The following is a 16,254-nucleotide window of genomic DNA, read 5'->3' as shown; positions in this document are numbered from 1 at the left end:
GCGTCAGGATTCATAACCTGTAGATGACGGTTGCTGCGAGGGCGGTGGCTGAGAGGAAGACCTCGGGGCAGCGGTCATAGCGTGTCGCCACACGCGGCCAATGCTTGAGCCTGCCAAACATGATCTCGATGCGGTTGCGCCGTTTGTATCGGCGCTCGTCGTATTTCACGGTCGTCTTGCGCTGTTTCCGACCTGGGATACAGGCGCGTATGCTATTGTTTTTCAACGCCTCACGGAACCAGTCGGCGTCATAGTCGCGATCCCCGAGCAGCCAGTCGAACTTGGGTTGGCTGCTCAGCAGCGCCCGCGCGCCGATGTAGTTGCTGACCTGCCCGGCGGTGACGAACAGGCTGAGCGGTCGCCCTTGGCTGCCGCAGAGCGCATGCAGTTTGGTATTCATGCCGCCCTTGGTTCGACCGACAAGACGACCACGCCCCCCCTTTGTCGCGGCCATGCAGGTCGCGGCGCGGTGTGCCTTTAGGTAGGTCGTGTCGATCATCACGGTCTTTTCCTCGCCGTGTTCGGCAGCCAGGCCGACCATCATCCGTGCAAAGATACCTTTCTCGCCCCAACGCTTCCAGCGGCTGTAAAGCGTCTTATGCGGTCCGCAGACCTCTGGAGCGTCCCGCCAGCACAACCCATTGCGATTGATGAAGATAATACCGCTCAGCACCCGCCTGTCGTCGACCCTAGGCTTACCATGCGACTTCGGAAAGTAGGGTTTCAGACGCGCAATCTGCGCGTCCGTCAGCCAGAAAAGATAGTTCATGTCACCGCTCCGTTTTTGGAGCCGTGAATCACGAAGCGCTTGGGAAATTAACGCATCCTGACCCTAGCGTTGTGCAAATGTACTATGCTTGCAAACCAGATTTGCAGCGTCAATCTACGTCGATATGCCTCTTGCCCTATGATACTCCCAAAGCATCTGAAAATCATCTAACTTATTGATAATGTAACATTTCTATATAACCACCAAAGCCAGAAATATCTAAACACCTTGCCCACAGTTCATTCCACGCAACGCCTCGAACAAGCTGTCTACCATTCGTCTATCGGCCCTAAACACGTTCCTTTTTAATGGTTGATTCTAAAAGATAAATCCAATCCCTTTAAGTCCCCAGTGTCTACCATTCCACCACGCGGGCTTGCCTTTTTCGACCTGTCCTGACGTCCGAGACTCATCTGCACCCGATATCTGTCTGCCGGTTGCCGGCACGTTGACACGAGGGCTTGCCATGGGTCCGCCAGGACACGTCACCGGACCATTACAGGACTGTACACGACGGGCAAGGGGGAGTTCGAAAGTCCCCGGAGGTCGTCGTGACGCGGATGAAACGGCTATGATCCGGCGATCTCCGAACGGTCTGATGAAATGGGATGCCTGCCTCAATCGGCTGGCAAATATTATCGCTTTACGCGCAAAATCCTAAATAAAGGATTACAAGTCCAAACAACCGAAATACGCCCTAGGATGATTTCTCACATCTGCACTCTACCTGTTTAATCAAAACGTGATCTCACACATGTCGTGTGATATCGTCGAAAGGCTACAAAAAAGAAACTTTATTTTGGTCCTTTTGTCCTGCCGCTTCTCTCCAAGCGTCAGGACATTTTTTCAGAACAGCCTTTTAAAGCAAGTTGTTGTCAGCCATGCCAAAATGACCAAATGACCGGTTTATCCTTTGATCCATGCGGCCGCCTAGGCAATTAACTTCACACGTGAATATTCTGATTGGATTAATTTAAATTACGTATTCTTTTAACTTTTCCATGAATACCAATCTCCGCCTGATTAAGAATAGAGCATGTCCGGTTGCAAACCCATTTTGAATGCAGCGGTTCAATGACCGACACAGGCTGTGCGGAGAGATGCCCTCGCCCAAGGTCCCTGTAGATTGCAGAGACTATTTTACCAGCTACATGCGGCAGCCCGGCTCAGATCTCTTTCTCGGCCGCTTCCAGCACCGGCAGCAAATGCCGCTCGCCCAGCCACGGGTTGAGGGCCAGCGCCGCGCGCAGCGCCAGCGCGGCCTCGGCGTTGCGGCCCAGCGCATGATAGCTGAGCGCCTGCCCCGTGAGCGCCCCCACATGGCGCGGCGACAGCTCCAGCGCCCGGGCAAGCTGCGTCAGCGCTTCGGTATAATCCGCCCGAAGGAAATGCACGAATGCACGCTGGTTGTAGCCCTCGGCATAGTCCGGACAGTAGGCCACCAGCGCATCGAAGGCCGTCATAGCGGCGTCGTAATCGAAGCTTTCGCGCCGGGCCATGCCCGTGTCCAGCAGATCCTGCGCGCGCGCGTCGGGCGCATCAGCCCAAAGCGCCCACATCTCGTCCGAAAGCACGCGACCCTCCGCCTCGCTCGTGGCCTCGCGCGCCTCGGCGATCAGCGCGCTCAGCGCGGCATCGTGATCGGGCGCGGGCGGACAGCCGGTGGCATGAACCGCACCGGCCAGACCGCAGATAAGCACAAGGGCAAGCAGAAGATGTCTCATGCGTTACAAAGATGCAGCCCTGTCGCGGAAAATCAATTCCCGCGTGACATGGCCGCCCGCAGGACGCATGGCGGCTTGACCCGACCGGCGGACCGGCCCACTTTGCGCTCATGATCCCGATCCGAGACCACAATCCCTCGGGGCAGACGCCCTTTGTCACCTACGCGCTCATGGCGCTCAATATCGGGATTTTCCTAAGCTACTGGCCGCTGTTTTCCGATCCGCGCGGGCTTCAGCTTTTCTTTTACGATTGGGCCATGGTGCCCGCGCTGGTCAGTCAGACGGGCGATTACAGCACGCTCATCAGTTCCATGTTCCTGCATGGCGGCTGGATGCACCTGGCGGGAAACATGCTCTTTCTGTGGATCTTCGGCGACAATATGGAAGAGGAGATGGGCCACCTGGGCTACCTCGCCTTCTATCTCGGGGGCGGCGTGACGGCGGGGCTGGCGCATTACTACGCCGCGCCGTTCAGCCAGGTGCCCACGGTGGGCGCGTCCGGGGCGATCGCGGCGGTGATGGGGGGCTACCTGCTGCTCTTTCCCAAGGCGCGGGTCGATATCCTGATCTTCATCGTCTTCATCGTGCGCATCGTCACAATCCCGGCCTGGATCATGCTGGGGCTCTGGTTCCTGTTCCAGCTGTTCGGCGGGGCCGGCGCCGATCCGGATACAGGCGGCGTCGCCTACTGGGCGCATGCGGGCGGCTTCATCGCGGGCATCGTCCTGACCCTGCCGCTTTTCCTGGCACGCGGCGGCCCGCGCTTCTGGTCGCGCACCGAAGGTCACCCGCCTCATCCCGAGACCAAGTACCGCTACGCCCGAAGCCACATTCCGAAAGTGACCCGCAAATGAAAGCCACCTGCCACTGCGGCGCGGTCGAGCTGCGCCTCGACATCGCCGCCAGGGATCTGGAACAACCCCATCGCTGCGATTGCTCCTTCTGCCGCAGGCGCGCCGCGCCCACGGTGTCGGTGCCGCTTGCAGATCTGACGGTCGTGAAGGGGGCGGACAACCTCACGCTTTACACCTGGGGCACCGGCACGGCGCAGCATTTCTTCTGCAAGACCTGCGGTATCTACACTCATCACCAGCGCCGGTCGGACCCGACGCAATTCGGGGTGAATTTCGGCTGTATCGAGGGCATGAACCCCGCCGAGTTCGAACCGATCCCCTGGTCTGACGGCATCCATCACCCGTCAGACCGCTGACAGGGCGCGAGGAAACACCGGAATAGATTTCGCGCCCGGCTCAGGCGTTTCGGATGATGCCGGCGAACTTGTCGAAGACGCCCTCGTTGCCGCAAACCACGTCGCCATCTTCGAGAATGCTCTTGCCCTCGCGGATGGGCTCGGCAAAGCCGCCCGCCTCGCGCACGAGGATGACCCCGGCGGCCAGATCCCACGCGTTGAGCTTGCGTTCCCAGAAACCCTCGTACCGGCCCGCCGCCACATACGCCATGTCGAGCGCCGCAGACCCCCAGCGCCGCACGCCTGCGCAGGTGGGCATCAGCCGCGCCAGATCCTGCAGGGTCGCCGGCAGGTCGCCGCGTCCGCCAAACGGCACGCCGGTGGCGAAGATCGACTCGATCATCTTGGACCGGCCCGACACCCGCAACCGGGTGTCGTTCATGAACGCGCCCTCTCCGCGCTCGGCGAAGAACATCTCGTCCTTGGCCGCGTCGTAAATCACGCCCGCCACAACCGTGCCCTTATGCTCCAGCGCGATGCTGATCGCCCAATGCGGCAGCCCGTGCAGGAAATTCGTGGTGCCATCCAGTGGGTCGACGATCCAGCGCCGGGTCGGGTCCTGACCGGCCTCGCCGCCGCCCTCCTCGGCCAGCCAGCCATAGGTGGGACGCGCGCCCATCAACTCGTCTTTCAGGATCTTCTCGGCGGCCAGATCGGCCCGGCTCACGAAATCGCCGGCGCCCTTCATCGAAACCTGCAGGTTTTCCACCTCGCGGAAATCCTTGACCAGCGCACGGCCCGCCTTGCGGGCGGCCTTGAGCATGATGTTGAGATTGGCACTGCCCGGCATCGGTGTCGCTCCTTGATCCTCAAGGCCGCGCGTATACGCGCGGTGGCCCAGCGCCGCAAGGCCCTGCATCCGCGCGATCCCGCTTTACGGCCGACCGCCTGGCGCAGTAGCCTGTGCGCAAGACGATCGCCCAAGTCCAAAGGACCCTGCGCCATGACAGACTCCAGCCGGAAAACCGTCAGTTTCACCGCGATGAAGGACGGCACGCGGGAAGATTACGAGTTTCTCACCGCGCATGAGATCGACCACACGAAGCACACCGCGCGCCGGCTTCTCAAGGCGCTGGTCGAGCTCGACGAGGGCCTGTCAGGCTACCAGATCACCCGGCTCGGGCATTCGGTGCAATCGGCGACGCGCGCGTGGCGGGATGGCGCGGATATCGACTGGGTTGTGGCGGCGCTTTTGCACGATATCGGGGACATCTACGCGCCTTATAATCACGATGAATACGCGGCAACCATCCTCAAACCCTTCGTGCGCGAGCAATGCACCTGGTGCGTGGCCACGCATGGCGATTTCCAGATGCTCTATTACGGCCATCACCTCGAAGGGTTCGACCAGAACAAGCGGGAGCGCCATCGCGGCCATCCCTATTTCGACGACTGCGCGGCGTTCTGCGAACGCTGGGACCAGGCGAGTTTCGACCCCGACTACGACACCCTGCCGTTGGCGTTTTTCGCCCCCATGGTCGAAGAGGTCTTTGCCCGCACGCCCTACGATCCCGATGTGATCCGGCCCGGGGCGCGCGAGGCCTTGAGCGTTCCGCCAGTGGCGGCGGCCCGCACCTGATCCAAAGGCGCGGCTACGCCGCATAGATGTGTCATCGGGGGCTCTGCCCCCGAACCCCCGAGGTATTTCCCGCCAGATGAAGAGGTGGCGCTGGGGCCTTTTCCTCTGCGCCTGCATTGGGTAGAGGATCGGGAACGTTTCCTTGCAAACCAGAGGCGCACCCGATGGCGATGGACAAGACTTTCGATGCAACTTCCGCCGAGGCGCGGATCTATGACGCCTGGGAAGAGGCGGGCGCGTTCAAGGCCGGCGCCAATGCCAGCCGCGACGAGAGCTTTTGCATCATGATCCCGCCGCCGAACGTCACCGGCAGTCTGCATATGGGTCACGCTTTCAACAACACGCTGCAGGATATTCTCGTGCGCTGGCACCGGATGCGGGGCTTTGACACGCTCTGGCAGCCCGGGCAGGACCACGCCGGCATCGCCACGCAGATGGTGGTCGAGCGCAAGCTGGCCGAAGAGGGTAATCTGTCGCGCCGCGAGATGGGGCGCGAGAAGTTTCTTGAGAAGGTCTGGGAGTGGAAGACCCATTCGGGCGGCACGATCATTAACCAGTTGAAGCGCCTCGGCGCCTCCTGCGACTGGTCGCGCAACGCCTTCACCATGTCTGGCGCCCCGAACGCACCCGCAGGCGAAGAGGGCAATTTTCACGACGCCGTCATCAAGGTCTTCGTGGACATGTACAACAAGGGGCTGATCTATCGCGGCAAGCGGCTGGTCAACTGGGATCCGCATTTCGAAACGGCGATTTCCGACCTCGAGGTCGAGAACGCGGAAGTGCCGGGCCATATGTGGCACTTCAAGTACCCGCTGGCGGGGGGTGAAACCTACACGTATGTCGAACGCGACGAGGACGGGAATGTCCTTTTCGAGGAAGAGCGCGACTATATCTCCATCGCCACCACCCGGCCCGAGACCATGCTGGGCGACGGCGCGGTCGCGGTGCATCCATCGGATGAACGGTACGCGCCAATTGTCGGAAAACTCTGCGAAATTCCGGTTGGTCCGAAAGAGCACCGCCGCCTCATTCCGATCATCACGGATGACTATCCCGACCCCGAATTCGGCTCGGGCGCGGTCAAGATCACCGGCGCGCATGACTTCAACGACTACGCCGTGGCCCAGCGCGGCAACATCCCGATGTACCGCCTGATGGACACGCGCGGGGCGATGCGCGACGACGGGGATCCTTACGCCGAGACAGCGGCGCGCGCGCAGGAAATCGCGAACGGCGCGGCCTTTTCCGAGGCCGAGGTCGACACGCTAAACCTCGTGCCCGATCACCTGCGGGGCCTCGACCGGTTCGAGGCGCGCGAGCGTGTGGTCGCCGAGATCACCGAGGAAGGTCTCGCCGTCATGGTGCCCGAGACCGACCCGCGCCTTGGCACGGCGGCGAAAAAGCCCGCCGCGCCCGAGGAAGGCGGCGAGGCGCGCGACGAGTCGCTCGTGCCTTTTGTGGAGGCCAAGCCGATCATGCAGCCTTTCGGCGACCGCTCCAAGGTGGTGATCGAGCCGATGCTGACCGATCAGTGGTTCGTCGACACGACCAAGATCGTCGGGCCGGCCATCGACGCCGTGCGCAACGGCGACGTGAACATCATGCCCGAGGCCGATCGCAAGGTCTATTTCCACTGGCTAGAAAATATCGAGCCCTGGTGCATTTCCCGCCAGCTTTGGTGGGGACACCAGATTCCGGTCTGGTACGACGAGGACGGCAACCAGTACTGCGCCGCCTCCGAGAACGAGGCGAGCCGCATGGCGGGCGGTAAGACATTGACCCGCGACGAGGACGTGCTCGACACCTGGTTCTCGTCGGGCCTCTGGCCCATCGGAACATTAGGATGGCCCGACAACACACCGGAATTGCAGAAGTATTTTCCCACATCTGTCCTGATCACCGGCTTCGACATCATCTTCTTCTGGGTCGCCCGGATGATGATGATGCAATATGCCGTCGTGGGCGAAAAACCCTTCTCCGACGTCTACGTGCACGCGCTCGTACGTGACGAGAAGGGCAAGAAGATGTCCAAATCGCTTGGCAACGTGCTCGACCCGCTGGAGCTGATCGAGGAGTACGGCGCGGATGCCGTGCGGTTCACCCTGACGGCCATGGCCGCCATGGGCCGCGACTTAAAGCTTTCCACGCAACGTATTGCCGGATATCGGAATTTTGGCACTAAACTCTGGAATGCCGCGCGCTTTGCCGAGATGAACGGCGCTGTCGGCGGAAAGGCTGAGGTTCCAGATGCAAAACAGACCGTAAACCGTTGGATTATCGGGGAAACCGCCCGCGTCAAGCAGGACGTGGATGCGGCCCTCTCGCAGTACCGCTTCAACGATGCGGCCAACGCGCTTTACGCCTTTGTCTGGGGCAAGGTCTGCGACTGGTACGTTGAGTTTTCCAAGCCGCTTCTGCTCGATGGCGAAGGCGAGGTGAAGGCCGAGACGCAAGAGACCATGGCCTGGGTCATCGACCAGTGCCTGATCCTGCTGCACCCGATCATGCCCTTCATCACCGAAGAGCTTTGGGACACGCTGGCGACGCGCGACAAGATGCTCGTCCATGCCGACTGGCCCAGCTATGGCGAGGACCTGATCGACCGCGACGCCGACGCGGAAATGAACTGGGTCATCACCCTCATCGACGCGGTGCGCTCCGCCCGCGCGCAGGTGCATGTGCCCGTTGGCCTCTACACCCCGCTGCTCGTCACCGGCCTCTGCCCCGCGGCCCGCGCGGCGTGGGACAACAACGAGACCATGATCAAGCGCCTCGCCCGGATCGAAGGCATCACCGAGACCGACAGCTTCCCCAAGGGCTGCATCACCATCGCGGTCGAGGGCGGCGAGTTCGGCCTGCCCGTGGCCGAGGTCATCGACGTGGCCGAAGAAAAGGCGCGACTGGAAAAGACGCTCGGCAAGCTGGAAAAGGAACTGGGCGGACTGCGCGGGCGGCTCAAGAACCCCAAATTCGTCGAGAGCGCGCCCGAGGACGTGGTCGAGGACACGCGCGAACAGCTGGCCCAGAAGGAAGACGAAGAGGCCAAGCTGCGCGGCGCGCTCGACCGGCTGGCCGAACTGGCCTGAAGGGCCGGGCGTTAACCTTTGCCGCCGCTTGGCGGCGGTGCACCCGGCGGTGTACGGATGGTGTACAGGGTGTGTACGCGCTGTGCATCGCCGATTCCGGGTCTGTCAGCCGTTAACCTTGGTTAAGGCACGACCCGCTCCACCGCCCGCATCATGCCGATCGACTTGTCGTAGACCAGCGTCAGAATCCGCCGCGCTGGCGGCTGTTTCAGCGCGACGGGAAGGGCGCGCAGCCCCCCGGCGGCAAGGCTCGCGGCGATAAAGCCGCGGCGCGTCAGGTCGGGCATCTCCCGGCCTCCCGATTATTGCGAACCGTTTGCAACTATGCCGAACCGCCCTGATTTTCAAGGCCTTGCACCCAGCCACGCCCTACCGCTATCACTCTCATCCATGACTTATCCACGCTACACAGACCTGCTCGCCTCGCTTCCCGCCACCGTCCCGTTCGTCGGGCCAGAGGAACAGGAGCGCGATCGCGGCAGCGCCTTCGAGGCCCGCCTGGGCGCCAACGAACAGAATTTCGGCCCCTCGCCCAAAGCCATCGAAGCCATGCAGGCAAGCGCCGCCGAAATCTGGAAATACCCCGATTCCACAAGCCACGACCTGCGCCGTGCCATCGCCGATCACCATGGCATCGTGGCCGAAAATATCCTTGTAGGTGAAGGGATTGACGGTATCCTGGGTTATCTTGTGCGGATGCTTGTGGCGCAGGGCGACACGGTGGTCACCTCCGACGGCGCCTACCCCACCTTCAACTACCACGTGGCGGGCTTTGGTGGCGTTCTTCACAAGGTGCCCTATGCCGACGATCACGAGGATCCCGCCGCGCTTTTCGCCAAGGCGGTCGACACGGAGGCAAAGCTCGTTTACCTGTCCAATCCCGACAATCCGATGGGCAGCTGGCGCACCGGCGCCGAGATCGTCGCGGCGATGGACGCGCTGCCCGAGCGCTGCTTGCTCGTGCTCGACGAGGCCTATGTCGAGTTTGCCCCCGAAGGCACCGCCGCGCCGCTTGAGGCCGAGGATCCCCGCGTTATCCGGATGCGCACCTTTTCAAAGGCTTACGGCATGGCAGGCGCGCGCGTGGGCTATGCCATCGGCGCGGCCGAGCTGATCAAATCCTTCGACAAGATCCGCAACCATTTCGGGATGAACCGCACCGCCCAGATCGGGGCCGAGGCCGCGATCCGCGACCAGGCTTATCTCGCCGACGTAGTCTCCAAAACCGCCGCCGCCCGGGACCGGATCGCGCAGATCGCCCGCGAGAACGGCCTGACGCCCCTGCCCTCGGCCACCAATTTCGTCAGCGTCGATTGCGGCGGCGACGGCGATTTCGCGCGCGCGGTCCTTCAGTCGCTCGTCAATCAGGGCGTTTTCGTGCGCATGCCCGGCGTCGCCCCGCTGGATCGCTGTATCCGGATCAGTGCCGGTCGGGACGCTGAACTGGACGTGCTGGCCAAGGCCTTGCCCCGCGCGCTCGACGCGGCGCGCGCCCTCTAGGGTTTGTTAACAATTTTTACCGCATCCTGACGAAAACTGCGTTAGGATTCACTCATGCGACGCGGAAACCTGCCCGAAGCTCCGAATTACACCAATGCCGCCTTGGTTATGGGATTGGTTAACCTGCTTTGGATTTTTATCGTGCTTTGGGCCGTGTTCGGCTTCTACATGGTGGTTGCCGTCGGCCTCGGCCTCAACCGGCTCATCAGCTGGCTGCGCCTGCGGCGGGCTTAGCGAGAGAGCGCGCCGCCATCCCGACCGCCCCAAGCCCGTGCGGAATGTCGAGCGCCAGCAAGCCGCTTTCGATCGCGCCCAGAACGCCCAGTAGGCCATGGGCATTGAGATGGCCCATATGGCCGATCCGGAAAAACCCTTCCGCCTTGGGATCATCCTCGGTGTTCATGCCAAGCCCGATCCCGAGGGTCACGCCCGTCTCGGCCTCCAGCCATTCGCGCAGCCGCCGCCCGTCGGGCGCGCGCAAAGACAACGAGGTGACCGCACGGCTGCGGTTCGCGACGTCGGCCACATTCATGCGCAGCGGCCCATCCGCGCCCCAGACCCCGCAAGCGGCCCAAACCGCCTGTGCCAGCCATTCGTGCCGCGCCCAAACCGCCTCCAGCCCTTCCTCGAGCAGCATGTCCAGCGCTTCGCGCAAACCGTAGATGTGATGGGTGGGCGCGGTACCACCGAAATACTGGTAAAACAGCTCCGGCTCGGCCCGCGGCCCCCAATCCCAGTACTTGGCCACCCGCGGCAGTCCCCGTCGCGCTTCGGCAGCCTTCGCGCTGAAAAAGACAAGGCCCAAACCTGGCGGTGTCATCAGCCCTTTCTGGCTTGCCGCGATCATCACGTCGACGCCCCAGGCGTCCATTTCGAACCGATCGCAGGCCAGCGACGCGATGCAATCGGCCATCAGAAGCGCGGGATGCCCGGCCGCGTCAAGCGCCGAGCGCAATCCTGCGATGTCATTTAGGATCGAGGTCGAGGTATCCACATGCGTGGCCAGAACCGCCTTGATCTTATGGCCCTTGTCGGCGCGCAGCAGCTCCTCCACCCGCGCCGGATCGGCCGCCGCCTGCTTGCCGAAATCAAGCGTCTCGACAGCGATTCCGCGCGCCTCCGCGACCTCGGCCCAACCCTGCCCGAACCGGCCCGTGACAAGCGCCAGCACGGTCTCACCCGGTGCCACGGTATTGGCCAGCGCCGCTTCCCACACGCCGTGCCCGTTGGAAATATAGATCGCGGCCTGCCCGTCTGTCCGGGCGACCTTGCAGAGATCCTCAATCACGCCGGGCATCATGTCGGGCAATTCGCCGGCATAGATATTGGGAGAAGCGCGATGCATGGCGCGCAGCACCCGGTCGGGCATGATGGACGGGCCGGGAATGGCAAGATGGGGACGACCGCCGGAACCGGGCATGGCGCATACTCCTGAAACGTCGCGACGGATTAGCTGCCCGCGCATCCGGCGTCAATCGCGCGGCTTGTGTTGCAGGGCGCCTGCGCCTAAATGGGGCGCCTGAGCGAGGATGAAGGCGCAGCGCAAATGAAACTCTTGAAACGCATCTCCGACTGGGAGCGGAACCTGCGCGCCTACTACAACACCGATCTGTCCACGCCGGAAAAGCGCCGCCGCGCCCATATCTACAACCTCTGGTTCGACCACGCGATCCTGCGCGGCATCTGGACCAATTTCTTCGAAATCGCCCCGGGCGTCTATCGCTCCAACCATCCCACCTCCAAACGCTTTGCCAAGATGAAGGCGATGGGGATCAAGTCGGTGCTAAACCTGCGAGGCAGCTTCGGCGCGGCGCATTACCTGGTCGAGGAAGAAACCTGCCGCGAATTGGGCCTTACGCTGGTCAGCATCAACCTGCAGGCGCGCCACGCCCCACCGGGTGAAGAAATCCTCGATATGATCCACGCCTTTCGCACGCTGGAGAAGCCCTTCGTCATGCATTGCAAATCGGGTGCGGACCGCGCGGGCTTCGCGGCTGCGGTTTATCTGCTGGTAATCGAAAGGCGCCCCATGGCTGAGGCGCGGCGCATGCTGGGCCTGAAATACCTGCACGTGAAGCAATCAAAGACCGGCGTGCTGGATCACATCCTCGACGTCTACGAGGCCCGTACAGCGCGCGCGCCGATCAGCTTCGAGGACTGGGTGCGAAACGAATACGAGTTTCGTGCGATGCAGGCCGATTTCCTCGCGAATCACAAACCCTGGTTCTAATAGCGCCGGGTCAGTTTTTCCGGGTCGCCCCCCAGCAAGAACCGCAAAAGACGGAAAAGATTGCCGCCACCCCGCCGCAGCCAGCCATCGCGTTCGTACCGCGCGGCACTGGTCCGCACCGCCCCCGGCATCAACGCTATCCGCGGCAGCGCGCGGGCCAGCGCCACGTCTTCCATCAGGGGAATATCGGGATAGCCGCCGGCCTTGCGGTAGGTCCGGCGCGCCACGAGAAGCCCTTGATCGCCATAGGGCAAGGAAAATAGCCGGGAACGCAGGTTGGCCCAGCCCGCCACCCACGCGGCGGCCAGCCCGGTGGCGTCAAAGCGCAAGGCAAAAGCCGCCGGGCCGCCACGCGCCATCTGCGCCACGACCAGATCGGGCCAGTCCGGCGGCAGCACAGTGTCGGCATGAAGAAAAAGCAGCCATTCGCCCCGCGCCACCTCTGCCCCGCGGCGCAACTGCCCCCCGCGCGACGCAGGCCCTTCGACGATCTCGGCCCCCGCCGTATCGGCGATCTTAAGCGTGGCATCGGTCGAGCCGCCATCGCTGATCACCAGTTCGCGAATGAGCCCTGTCTGCAAGCCTTCGGCAAGCGCCGGCAAAGACCGACGCAGCGCGTCCTCGGCGTTAAGCGTCGGCATCACGATAGAGAGTTTCGCTGGCATGGTCCCGGCCCCCTGTTTGCACTCCGCCCTCTGGCCTATATGACGGAAAGGCAGAGAGGTGACCATGACGCGCAGCATTTTGAAACTCAGTGGGCCGGACACGCGGGATTTCCTTCAGGGCCTCGTGACGAATGACGTCGCACGGCTGGAAGCCGGGCCGGTCTATGCCGCGATGCTGACACCGCAGGGCAAGTATATTGCGGATTTCTTTCTTATTCCGCAGGGGGATGCAGTGTTGCTCGATGTCGATAGCGACATCGCCCTTCCCCTTCTGCAACGGCTGAACATGTACAAGTTGCGGGCGAAGGTGTTGATCGAGGAAAGCCCGCTCAAGGTCACGCGCGGCACCGTGCCCGCCCCCGAAGGCGCGGTCGCAGATCCGCGCCATCCCGATATGGGCTGGCGGCTTTACGGCACGGAAGAGGGCGACGACGGCACCGATTTCGACGCGCTCCGCGTGGCGCACTGCATTCCCGAAACCGGCATAGAGCTGACGCCCGACACATTCATTCTCGAGGCCGGGTTCGAACGTCTAAACGGCGTCGATTTCCGCAAGGGCTGTTACGTGGGACAGGAAGTGACCGCGCGGATGAAACACAAGACCGAGCTGCGCAAGGGCTTTGCAACGGTTCGGATCGACGGCGACGCAGCTCCCGGCACGGAGATCACAGCGGGCGGAAAGACGGCGGGCACGCTCTTCACCCGCTCGGGCGACCGCGCCATCGCCTACCTGCGGTTTGACCGCGCCACCGGACCGATGCAGGCCGGACAGGCGACGGTGACTTTCCCCGCACCATGAGCGATCTTTCAGACCGGATCGCGGCAGCGCTTGGTGCAGAGGTGACCGGTCTAAGACCGCTTCACGGCGGCGACTTGTCCGATGTTCGTCGCGCCGATTTGTCGGACGGCCGGTCGGTGGTCGCGAAAACCGGGCCTGTCGTCGACACCGAGGCTCGGATGCTGCAGAAGCTGGGACAGCACGCCCCTGCCCCGCAGGTTCTTCACGCCGAACCAAGCCTGCTTTTACTGGAGTATCTGGAGGAAACACCGCCCTCCGACACCGCCTGGTCCGCGCTCGGCACCGCGCTCTGCCAGCTGCACGGGCATTGCGGAGACATGTATGGCTGGCCCGAGAACTATGCCTTCGGCTCGTTGCACATTCCCAACACCCAAGCTGACGACTGGCATGAATTCTTTGCCGAGAACCGGCTTTTGGCCGGCCGGGACTCGCTCGACGGCGACCTGCGCGCGCGCATCGAGACGCTTTGCGCCAATCTGCCTGATATGCTTCCCCCAAAACCGTCGGCAAGCCTGCTGCACGGCGACCTCTGGTCAGGAAATCTGCTTTTTTCAGGGGATCGCGGATATCTGATCGACCCGGCCAGCTACTACGGCCATGCCGAGATCGATCTTGCCATGCTCACGCTTTTCGGAAGGCCGCCTGCGGCGTTCTGGGAGGGGTATGGCCCCCTCTCGCCCGGGGCGGTTGAGCGCAGAGCCGTGTATCAGCTCTGGCCCGCCCTCGTGCATTTGCGCCTTTTCGGGAGCGGCTACCGGTCACTGGTCTGCGATCTTCTCGACAGATGCGGCGCATGACGTCGCGTCAGCGGCACTCGCGGCGCGGCGCCGGTCGAGGCACTCGTCAGGCGCGTTCGGCGTAGTCCATCGTCTCGGTATTTACGACGATATCCTCGTCCTGTCCGACGAAAGGCGGCACCATGACCTTGACACCGTTGTCGAGAATCGCCGGCTTGAAACTGTTGGCAGCTGTCTGTCCCTTAACCACCGGCTCGGTCTCGGCCACGCGGCACACGACCTTCTGCGGAAGGGTCGCGTTGAGCGCCTCGCTTTCATAGAACTCCACCGTGATCGTCATCCCGTCCTGCAGGAACGGGCGGCGCTCGCCAAGGATGTCGGCGGGCAGCTCGATCTGCTCGTAAGTCTCTGAATCCATGAAGACAAGCATGCCATCCTGTTCATACAGGAACTGCTGGTCCTTCTGCTCGAGGCGTACGCGTTCGACCTTGTCGGCGCTCCGGAAACGTTCGTTAAGCTTCGAGCCATTGCGCAGGTTGCGCAGTTCCACCTGGGCAAAGGCCCCGCCCTTTCCCGGCTTCACGTGGTCAACCTTGACAGCGCTCCAGAGGCCGTCGTTATGCTCCAGAACGTTGCCGGGGCGGATCTCGTTTCCATTGATCTTGGGCATTGTGGCGAAACCTTGACAAAAACTTGATCAGTTGATGTCCGTCCCTATATCTAGGCGAGTGATGAAGGGCAAGACGACGAAATATCGTGCTGCACATGCAGCAAGCCATGCAAAATTTGCAACATTGCTATGCATGTCAGGGCTATCCGAATCGTTGAAACTCCGCCATAACCATCGCCACGCCGCAGACACAAGAGCAAAAAAATAAGGACGAACCATGAAGGATTTCGTTGACGGCACGGCCTTCAATGCTGAACAGGGCAACCGTGCACGTAAACTTTTCGCGGCCGTCGTACTGGCCGCACTGGACGACGCCATCGCCGATGACAAGAAGTATGGCAACGGTCCGGAACAAATCGCCCGCTGGGCGCGCTCTCGCGATGGTCGCGAGGTGCTGTCCTGCGCCGGGATCGACCCGAACGAGCGTGTGGTTTCCGGACTGATGGAATTCGTGGCCAAAGGTGTGCGCACCTCTGTGGCCCTTTCGCGCGAGGAGAGCGAGCGTCGTCACGCCGCCGCTCAGGCCGAAGCGGCCTGACCCTCTGTCACCATATCCGGCGTAAGCCCTTAATTGCCCTGCCTCACCGGCAGGGCTTTTTCGTTGCGACGCTCAGCCACCGGTGGCGAAGATCCAGGCCCATATGAAAAGCGGGAACAATTGCGCCGCGCCCAGTCCTACGATCACCAGCCGCGACCGCACGCTTTGAAACCGCAGCATCAGTATCCCACAGAAAAGCGCCGAAAGCGCCATCTCGACCGGCCCGATCAGGCCGGCATGATGCGCATGATCCCAGTAGCTCAGCGGGCTTTGAAAGACCCAGTCGGTCAGCGGCCAGAAATGCGGCCGCCCGTCATCGTGATGAAGCGGAAAGTCGAGTGCCAGATGCAATAGCCCCGCCGCCGCAAAGACCATCGCGTTGCGCGCGTTCCACCACCAGACCAGGCCAAACGCAGCGCCCCATACGAAGAACGAGTTGTCGACCTTGAACACTGCCTGCCAAGCGTCCGAAAAATAGAGCTCGTCGAAAACGGTTCTGGGGCTTATGCCCAGAAGGCCGAGCGACACCGCGACCATCAGGTAAAGCGAAAGATCGGGCGCAAGCGCCCCGGCCACCGCCGCAATCGTCCGCCGCCGGTCATACGGGCGGGCGAAAGCCATGGCGGCGAAAATCACGTGGGCGGGCGTATTCATGTCTTTCCACAGCAGCGTGTGAACTGTATCCGAGCCTGAGACCAATATGGGGCG

18 protein-coding genes are annotated in these 16,254 nt (G+C 62.3%); 10 read left to right on the top strand and 8 right to left on the bottom strand.

From position 1 onward, the window contains the following. Window positions 1-10: 10 nt before the first annotated feature. Both EZV60_RS01490 and EZV60_RS01485 read right to left on the bottom strand, forming a co-directional pair. Complete coding sequence (locus tag EZV60_RS01490) at window positions 11-769, bottom strand: IS5 family transposase (protein ID WP_135501424.1); 759 nt, start codon at window positions 767-769, stop codon at window positions 11-13. A gap of 1,166 nt (window positions 770-1,935) precedes the next feature. Then, window positions 1,936-2,493, bottom strand: a complete 558-nt coding sequence (locus tag EZV60_RS01485; RefSeq protein WP_135501422.1) for a tetratricopeptide repeat protein — start codon at window positions 2,491-2,493, stop codon at window positions 1,936-1,938. Window positions 2,494-2,603: 110 nt separating this feature from the next. Here EZV60_RS01485 and EZV60_RS01480 point away from each other — a divergent pair, with 110 nt between their 5' ends. Together EZV60_RS01480 and EZV60_RS01475 are read left to right on the top strand one after the other, a co-directional pair. After that, window positions 2,604-3,347 carry a rhomboid family intramembrane serine protease gene (locus tag EZV60_RS01480; RefSeq protein WP_135501420.1) on the top strand — a complete coding sequence of 248 codons (744 nt, stop codon included), beginning with the start codon at window positions 2,604-2,606 and terminating at the stop codon, window positions 3,345-3,347. Beyond that, a complete protein-coding gene (locus EZV60_RS01475) occupies window positions 3,344-3,703 on the top strand; it encodes a GFA family protein (protein ID WP_135501418.1) in 360 nt (119 codons plus the stop codon). The genes EZV60_RS01480 and EZV60_RS01475 overlap by 4 nt, the downstream gene beginning before the upstream one ends. Before the next feature lie 40 nt (window positions 3,704-3,743). Here the strand turns inward: EZV60_RS01475 and EZV60_RS01470 are convergent, their stop codons facing one another. Further along, the gene (locus tag EZV60_RS01470) at window positions 3,744-4,532 is read right to left on the bottom strand and encodes an inositol monophosphatase family protein (RefSeq protein WP_135502170.1); all 789 of its coding nucleotides are present in this window, start codon (window positions 4,530-4,532) and stop codon (window positions 3,744-3,746) included. Between the two features lie 192 nt (window positions 4,533-4,724). Here EZV60_RS01470 and EZV60_RS01465 point away from each other — a divergent pair, with 192 nt between their 5' ends. Then, window positions 4,725-5,321: an HD domain-containing protein gene (locus tag EZV60_RS01465; RefSeq protein ID WP_210115050.1), complete on the top strand. Its 597-nt coding sequence runs from the start codon at window positions 4,725-4,727 to the stop codon at window positions 5,319-5,321. A 164-nt stretch (window positions 5,322-5,485) separates the two neighbouring features. Then, window positions 5,486-8,407, top strand: a complete 2,922-nt coding sequence (locus tag EZV60_RS01460; RefSeq protein ID WP_135501414.1) for a valine--tRNA ligase — start codon at window positions 5,486-5,488, stop codon at window positions 8,405-8,407. A 122-nt stretch (window positions 8,408-8,529) separates the two neighbouring features. Here the strand turns inward: EZV60_RS01460 and EZV60_RS01455 are convergent, their stop codons facing one another. Beyond that, entirely contained in the window at window positions 8,530-8,694 is a 165-nt protein-coding gene (locus tag EZV60_RS01455) for a Tat pathway signal protein (protein ID WP_135501412.1), read from the bottom strand. Window positions 8,695-8,797: 103 nt separating this feature from the next. Between EZV60_RS01455 and EZV60_RS01450 the strand changes: the two genes are divergently transcribed. Both EZV60_RS01450 and EZV60_RS01445 read left to right on the top strand, forming a co-directional pair. Further along, window positions 8,798-9,907, top strand: a complete 1,110-nt coding sequence (locus EZV60_RS01450; RefSeq protein WP_135501410.1) for a pyridoxal phosphate-dependent aminotransferase — start codon at window positions 8,798-8,800, stop codon at window positions 9,905-9,907. 54 nt (window positions 9,908-9,961) lie between these two features. Then, entirely contained in the window at window positions 9,962-10,141 is a 180-nt protein-coding gene (locus EZV60_RS01445) for a hypothetical protein (RefSeq protein ID WP_135501408.1), read from the top strand. On the opposite strand, the gene EZV60_RS01440 is transcribed toward EZV60_RS01445, so the two are convergent. Beyond that, a complete protein-coding gene (locus tag EZV60_RS01440) occupies window positions 10,113-11,327 on the bottom strand; it encodes a pyridoxal-phosphate-dependent aminotransferase family protein (protein ID WP_135501406.1) in 1,215 nt (404 codons plus the stop codon). The genes EZV60_RS01445 and EZV60_RS01440 overlap by 29 nt on opposite strands. A gap of 126 nt (window positions 11,328-11,453) precedes the next feature. Here EZV60_RS01440 and EZV60_RS01435 point away from each other — a divergent pair, with 126 nt between their 5' ends. Beyond that, the gene (locus EZV60_RS01435) at window positions 11,454-12,137 is read left to right on the top strand and encodes a phosphatase domain-containing putative toxin (protein WP_135501404.1); all 684 of its coding nucleotides are present in this window, start codon (window positions 11,454-11,456) and stop codon (window positions 12,135-12,137) included. Here EZV60_RS01435 and EZV60_RS01430 read toward each other — a convergent pair. After that, window positions 12,134-12,802 carry a TIGR04283 family arsenosugar biosynthesis glycosyltransferase gene (locus EZV60_RS01430; protein ID WP_135501402.1) on the bottom strand — a complete coding sequence of 223 codons (669 nt, stop codon included), beginning with the start codon at window positions 12,800-12,802 and terminating at the stop codon, window positions 12,134-12,136. The genes EZV60_RS01435 and EZV60_RS01430 overlap by 4 nt on opposite strands. 64 nt (window positions 12,803-12,866) lie before the next feature. Between EZV60_RS01430 and ygfZ the strand changes: the two genes are divergently transcribed. Then, complete coding sequence (gene ygfZ, locus EZV60_RS01425) at window positions 12,867-13,601, top strand: CAF17-like 4Fe-4S cluster assembly/insertion protein YgfZ (protein ID WP_135501400.1); 735 nt, start codon at window positions 12,867-12,869, stop codon at window positions 13,599-13,601. Then, window positions 13,598-14,398, top strand: coding sequence for a fructosamine kinase family protein (locus tag EZV60_RS01420; protein ID WP_135501398.1), 801 nt, complete (start codon window positions 13,598-13,600; stop codon window positions 14,396-14,398). Before ygfZ ends, EZV60_RS01420 begins: the two co-directional genes overlap by 4 nt. Window positions 14,399-14,444: 46 nt before the next feature. Here the strand turns inward: EZV60_RS01420 and efp are convergent, their stop codons facing one another. Continuing rightward, window positions 14,445-15,008, bottom strand: a complete 564-nt coding sequence (efp, locus tag EZV60_RS01415) for an elongation factor P (RefSeq protein WP_135501396.1) — start codon at window positions 15,006-15,008, stop codon at window positions 14,445-14,447. A gap of 217 nt (window positions 15,009-15,225) precedes the next feature. Here efp and EZV60_RS01410 point away from each other — a divergent pair, with 217 nt between their 5' ends. After that, window positions 15,226-15,546 (top strand): DUF6280 family protein, encoded by a 321-nt coding sequence (locus EZV60_RS01410; RefSeq protein WP_135501394.1) that lies wholly within the window; start codon window positions 15,226-15,228, stop codon window positions 15,544-15,546. A 72-nt stretch (window positions 15,547-15,618) separates the two neighbouring features. Here the strand turns inward: EZV60_RS01410 and EZV60_RS01405 are convergent, their stop codons facing one another. Then, a complete protein-coding gene (locus EZV60_RS01405) occupies window positions 15,619-16,200 on the bottom strand; it encodes a cobalamin biosynthesis protein CobQ (protein ID WP_135501392.1) in 582 nt (193 codons plus the stop codon). Window positions 16,201-16,254: the final 54 nt, after the last annotated feature.

The organism is Roseovarius aestuariivivens, from assembly GCF_004761875.1.
Taxonomy (GTDB): domain Bacteria; phylum Pseudomonadota; class Alphaproteobacteria; order Rhodobacterales; family Rhodobacteraceae; genus Roseovarius; species Roseovarius aestuariivivens.
The sequence above is the reverse complement of the archived record's forward strand: the minus strand, read 5'-3'. Positions and strand labels throughout refer to the sequence as shown.

Bases quoted from the DNA above. Each gene is read 5' to 3' on its own strand.
- EZV60_RS01405 (WP_135501392.1), bottom strand. From the start codon at position 16,200: ATGAATACGCCCGCCCACGTGATTTTCGCCGCCATGGCTTTCGCCCGC.
- EZV60_RS01410 (WP_135501394.1), top strand. From the start codon at position 15,226: ATGAAGGATTTCGTTGACGGCACGGCCTTCAATGCTGAACAGGGCAAC.
- EZV60_RS01450 (WP_135501410.1), top strand. From the start codon at position 8,798: ATGACTTATCCACGCTACACAGACCTGCTCGCCTCGCTTCCCGCCACC.
- EZV60_RS01435 (WP_135501404.1), top strand. From the start codon at position 11,454: ATGAAACTCTTGAAACGCATCTCCGACTGGGAGCGGAACCTGCGCGCC.
- EZV60_RS01445 (WP_135501408.1), top strand. From the start codon at position 9,962: ATGCGACGCGGAAACCTGCCCGAAGCTCCGAATTACACCAATGCCGCC.
- EZV60_RS01455 (WP_135501412.1), bottom strand. From the start codon at position 8,694: ATGCCCGACCTGACGCGCCGCGGCTTTATCGCCGCGAGCCTTGCCGCC.
- EZV60_RS01485 (WP_135501422.1), bottom strand. From the start codon at position 2,493: ATGAGACATCTTCTGCTTGCCCTTGTGCTTATCTGCGGTCTGGCCGGT.
- EZV60_RS01465 (WP_210115050.1), top strand. From the start codon at position 4,725: ATGAAGGACGGCACGCGGGAAGATTACGAGTTTCTCACCGCGCATGAG.
- EZV60_RS01480 (WP_135501420.1), top strand. From the start codon at position 2,604: ATGATCCCGATCCGAGACCACAATCCCTCGGGGCAGACGCCCTTTGTC.
- EZV60_RS01430 (WP_135501402.1), bottom strand. From the start codon at position 12,802: ATGCCAGCGAAACTCTCTATCGTGATGCCGACGCTTAACGCCGAGGAC.
- efp (WP_135501396.1), bottom strand. From the start codon at position 15,008: ATGCCCAAGATCAATGGAAACGAGATCCGCCCCGGCAACGTTCTGGAG.
- EZV60_RS01490 (WP_135501424.1), bottom strand. From the start codon at position 769: ATGAACTATCTTTTCTGGCTGACGGACGCGCAGATTGCGCGTCTGAAA.
- EZV60_RS01440 (WP_135501406.1), bottom strand. From the start codon at position 11,327: ATGCCCGGTTCCGGCGGTCGTCCCCATCTTGCCATTCCCGGCCCGTCC.
- EZV60_RS01470 (WP_135502170.1), bottom strand. From the start codon at position 4,532: ATGCCGGGCAGTGCCAATCTCAACATCATGCTCAAGGCCGCCCGCAAG.
- ygfZ (WP_135501400.1), top strand. From the start codon at position 12,867: ATGACGCGCAGCATTTTGAAACTCAGTGGGCCGGACACGCGGGATTTC.
- EZV60_RS01475 (WP_135501418.1), top strand. From the start codon at position 3,344: ATGAAAGCCACCTGCCACTGCGGCGCGGTCGAGCTGCGCCTCGACATC.
- EZV60_RS01420 (WP_135501398.1), top strand. From the start codon at position 13,598: ATGAGCGATCTTTCAGACCGGATCGCGGCAGCGCTTGGTGCAGAGGTG.
- EZV60_RS01460 (WP_135501414.1), top strand. From the start codon at position 5,486: ATGGCGATGGACAAGACTTTCGATGCAACTTCCGCCGAGGCGCGGATC.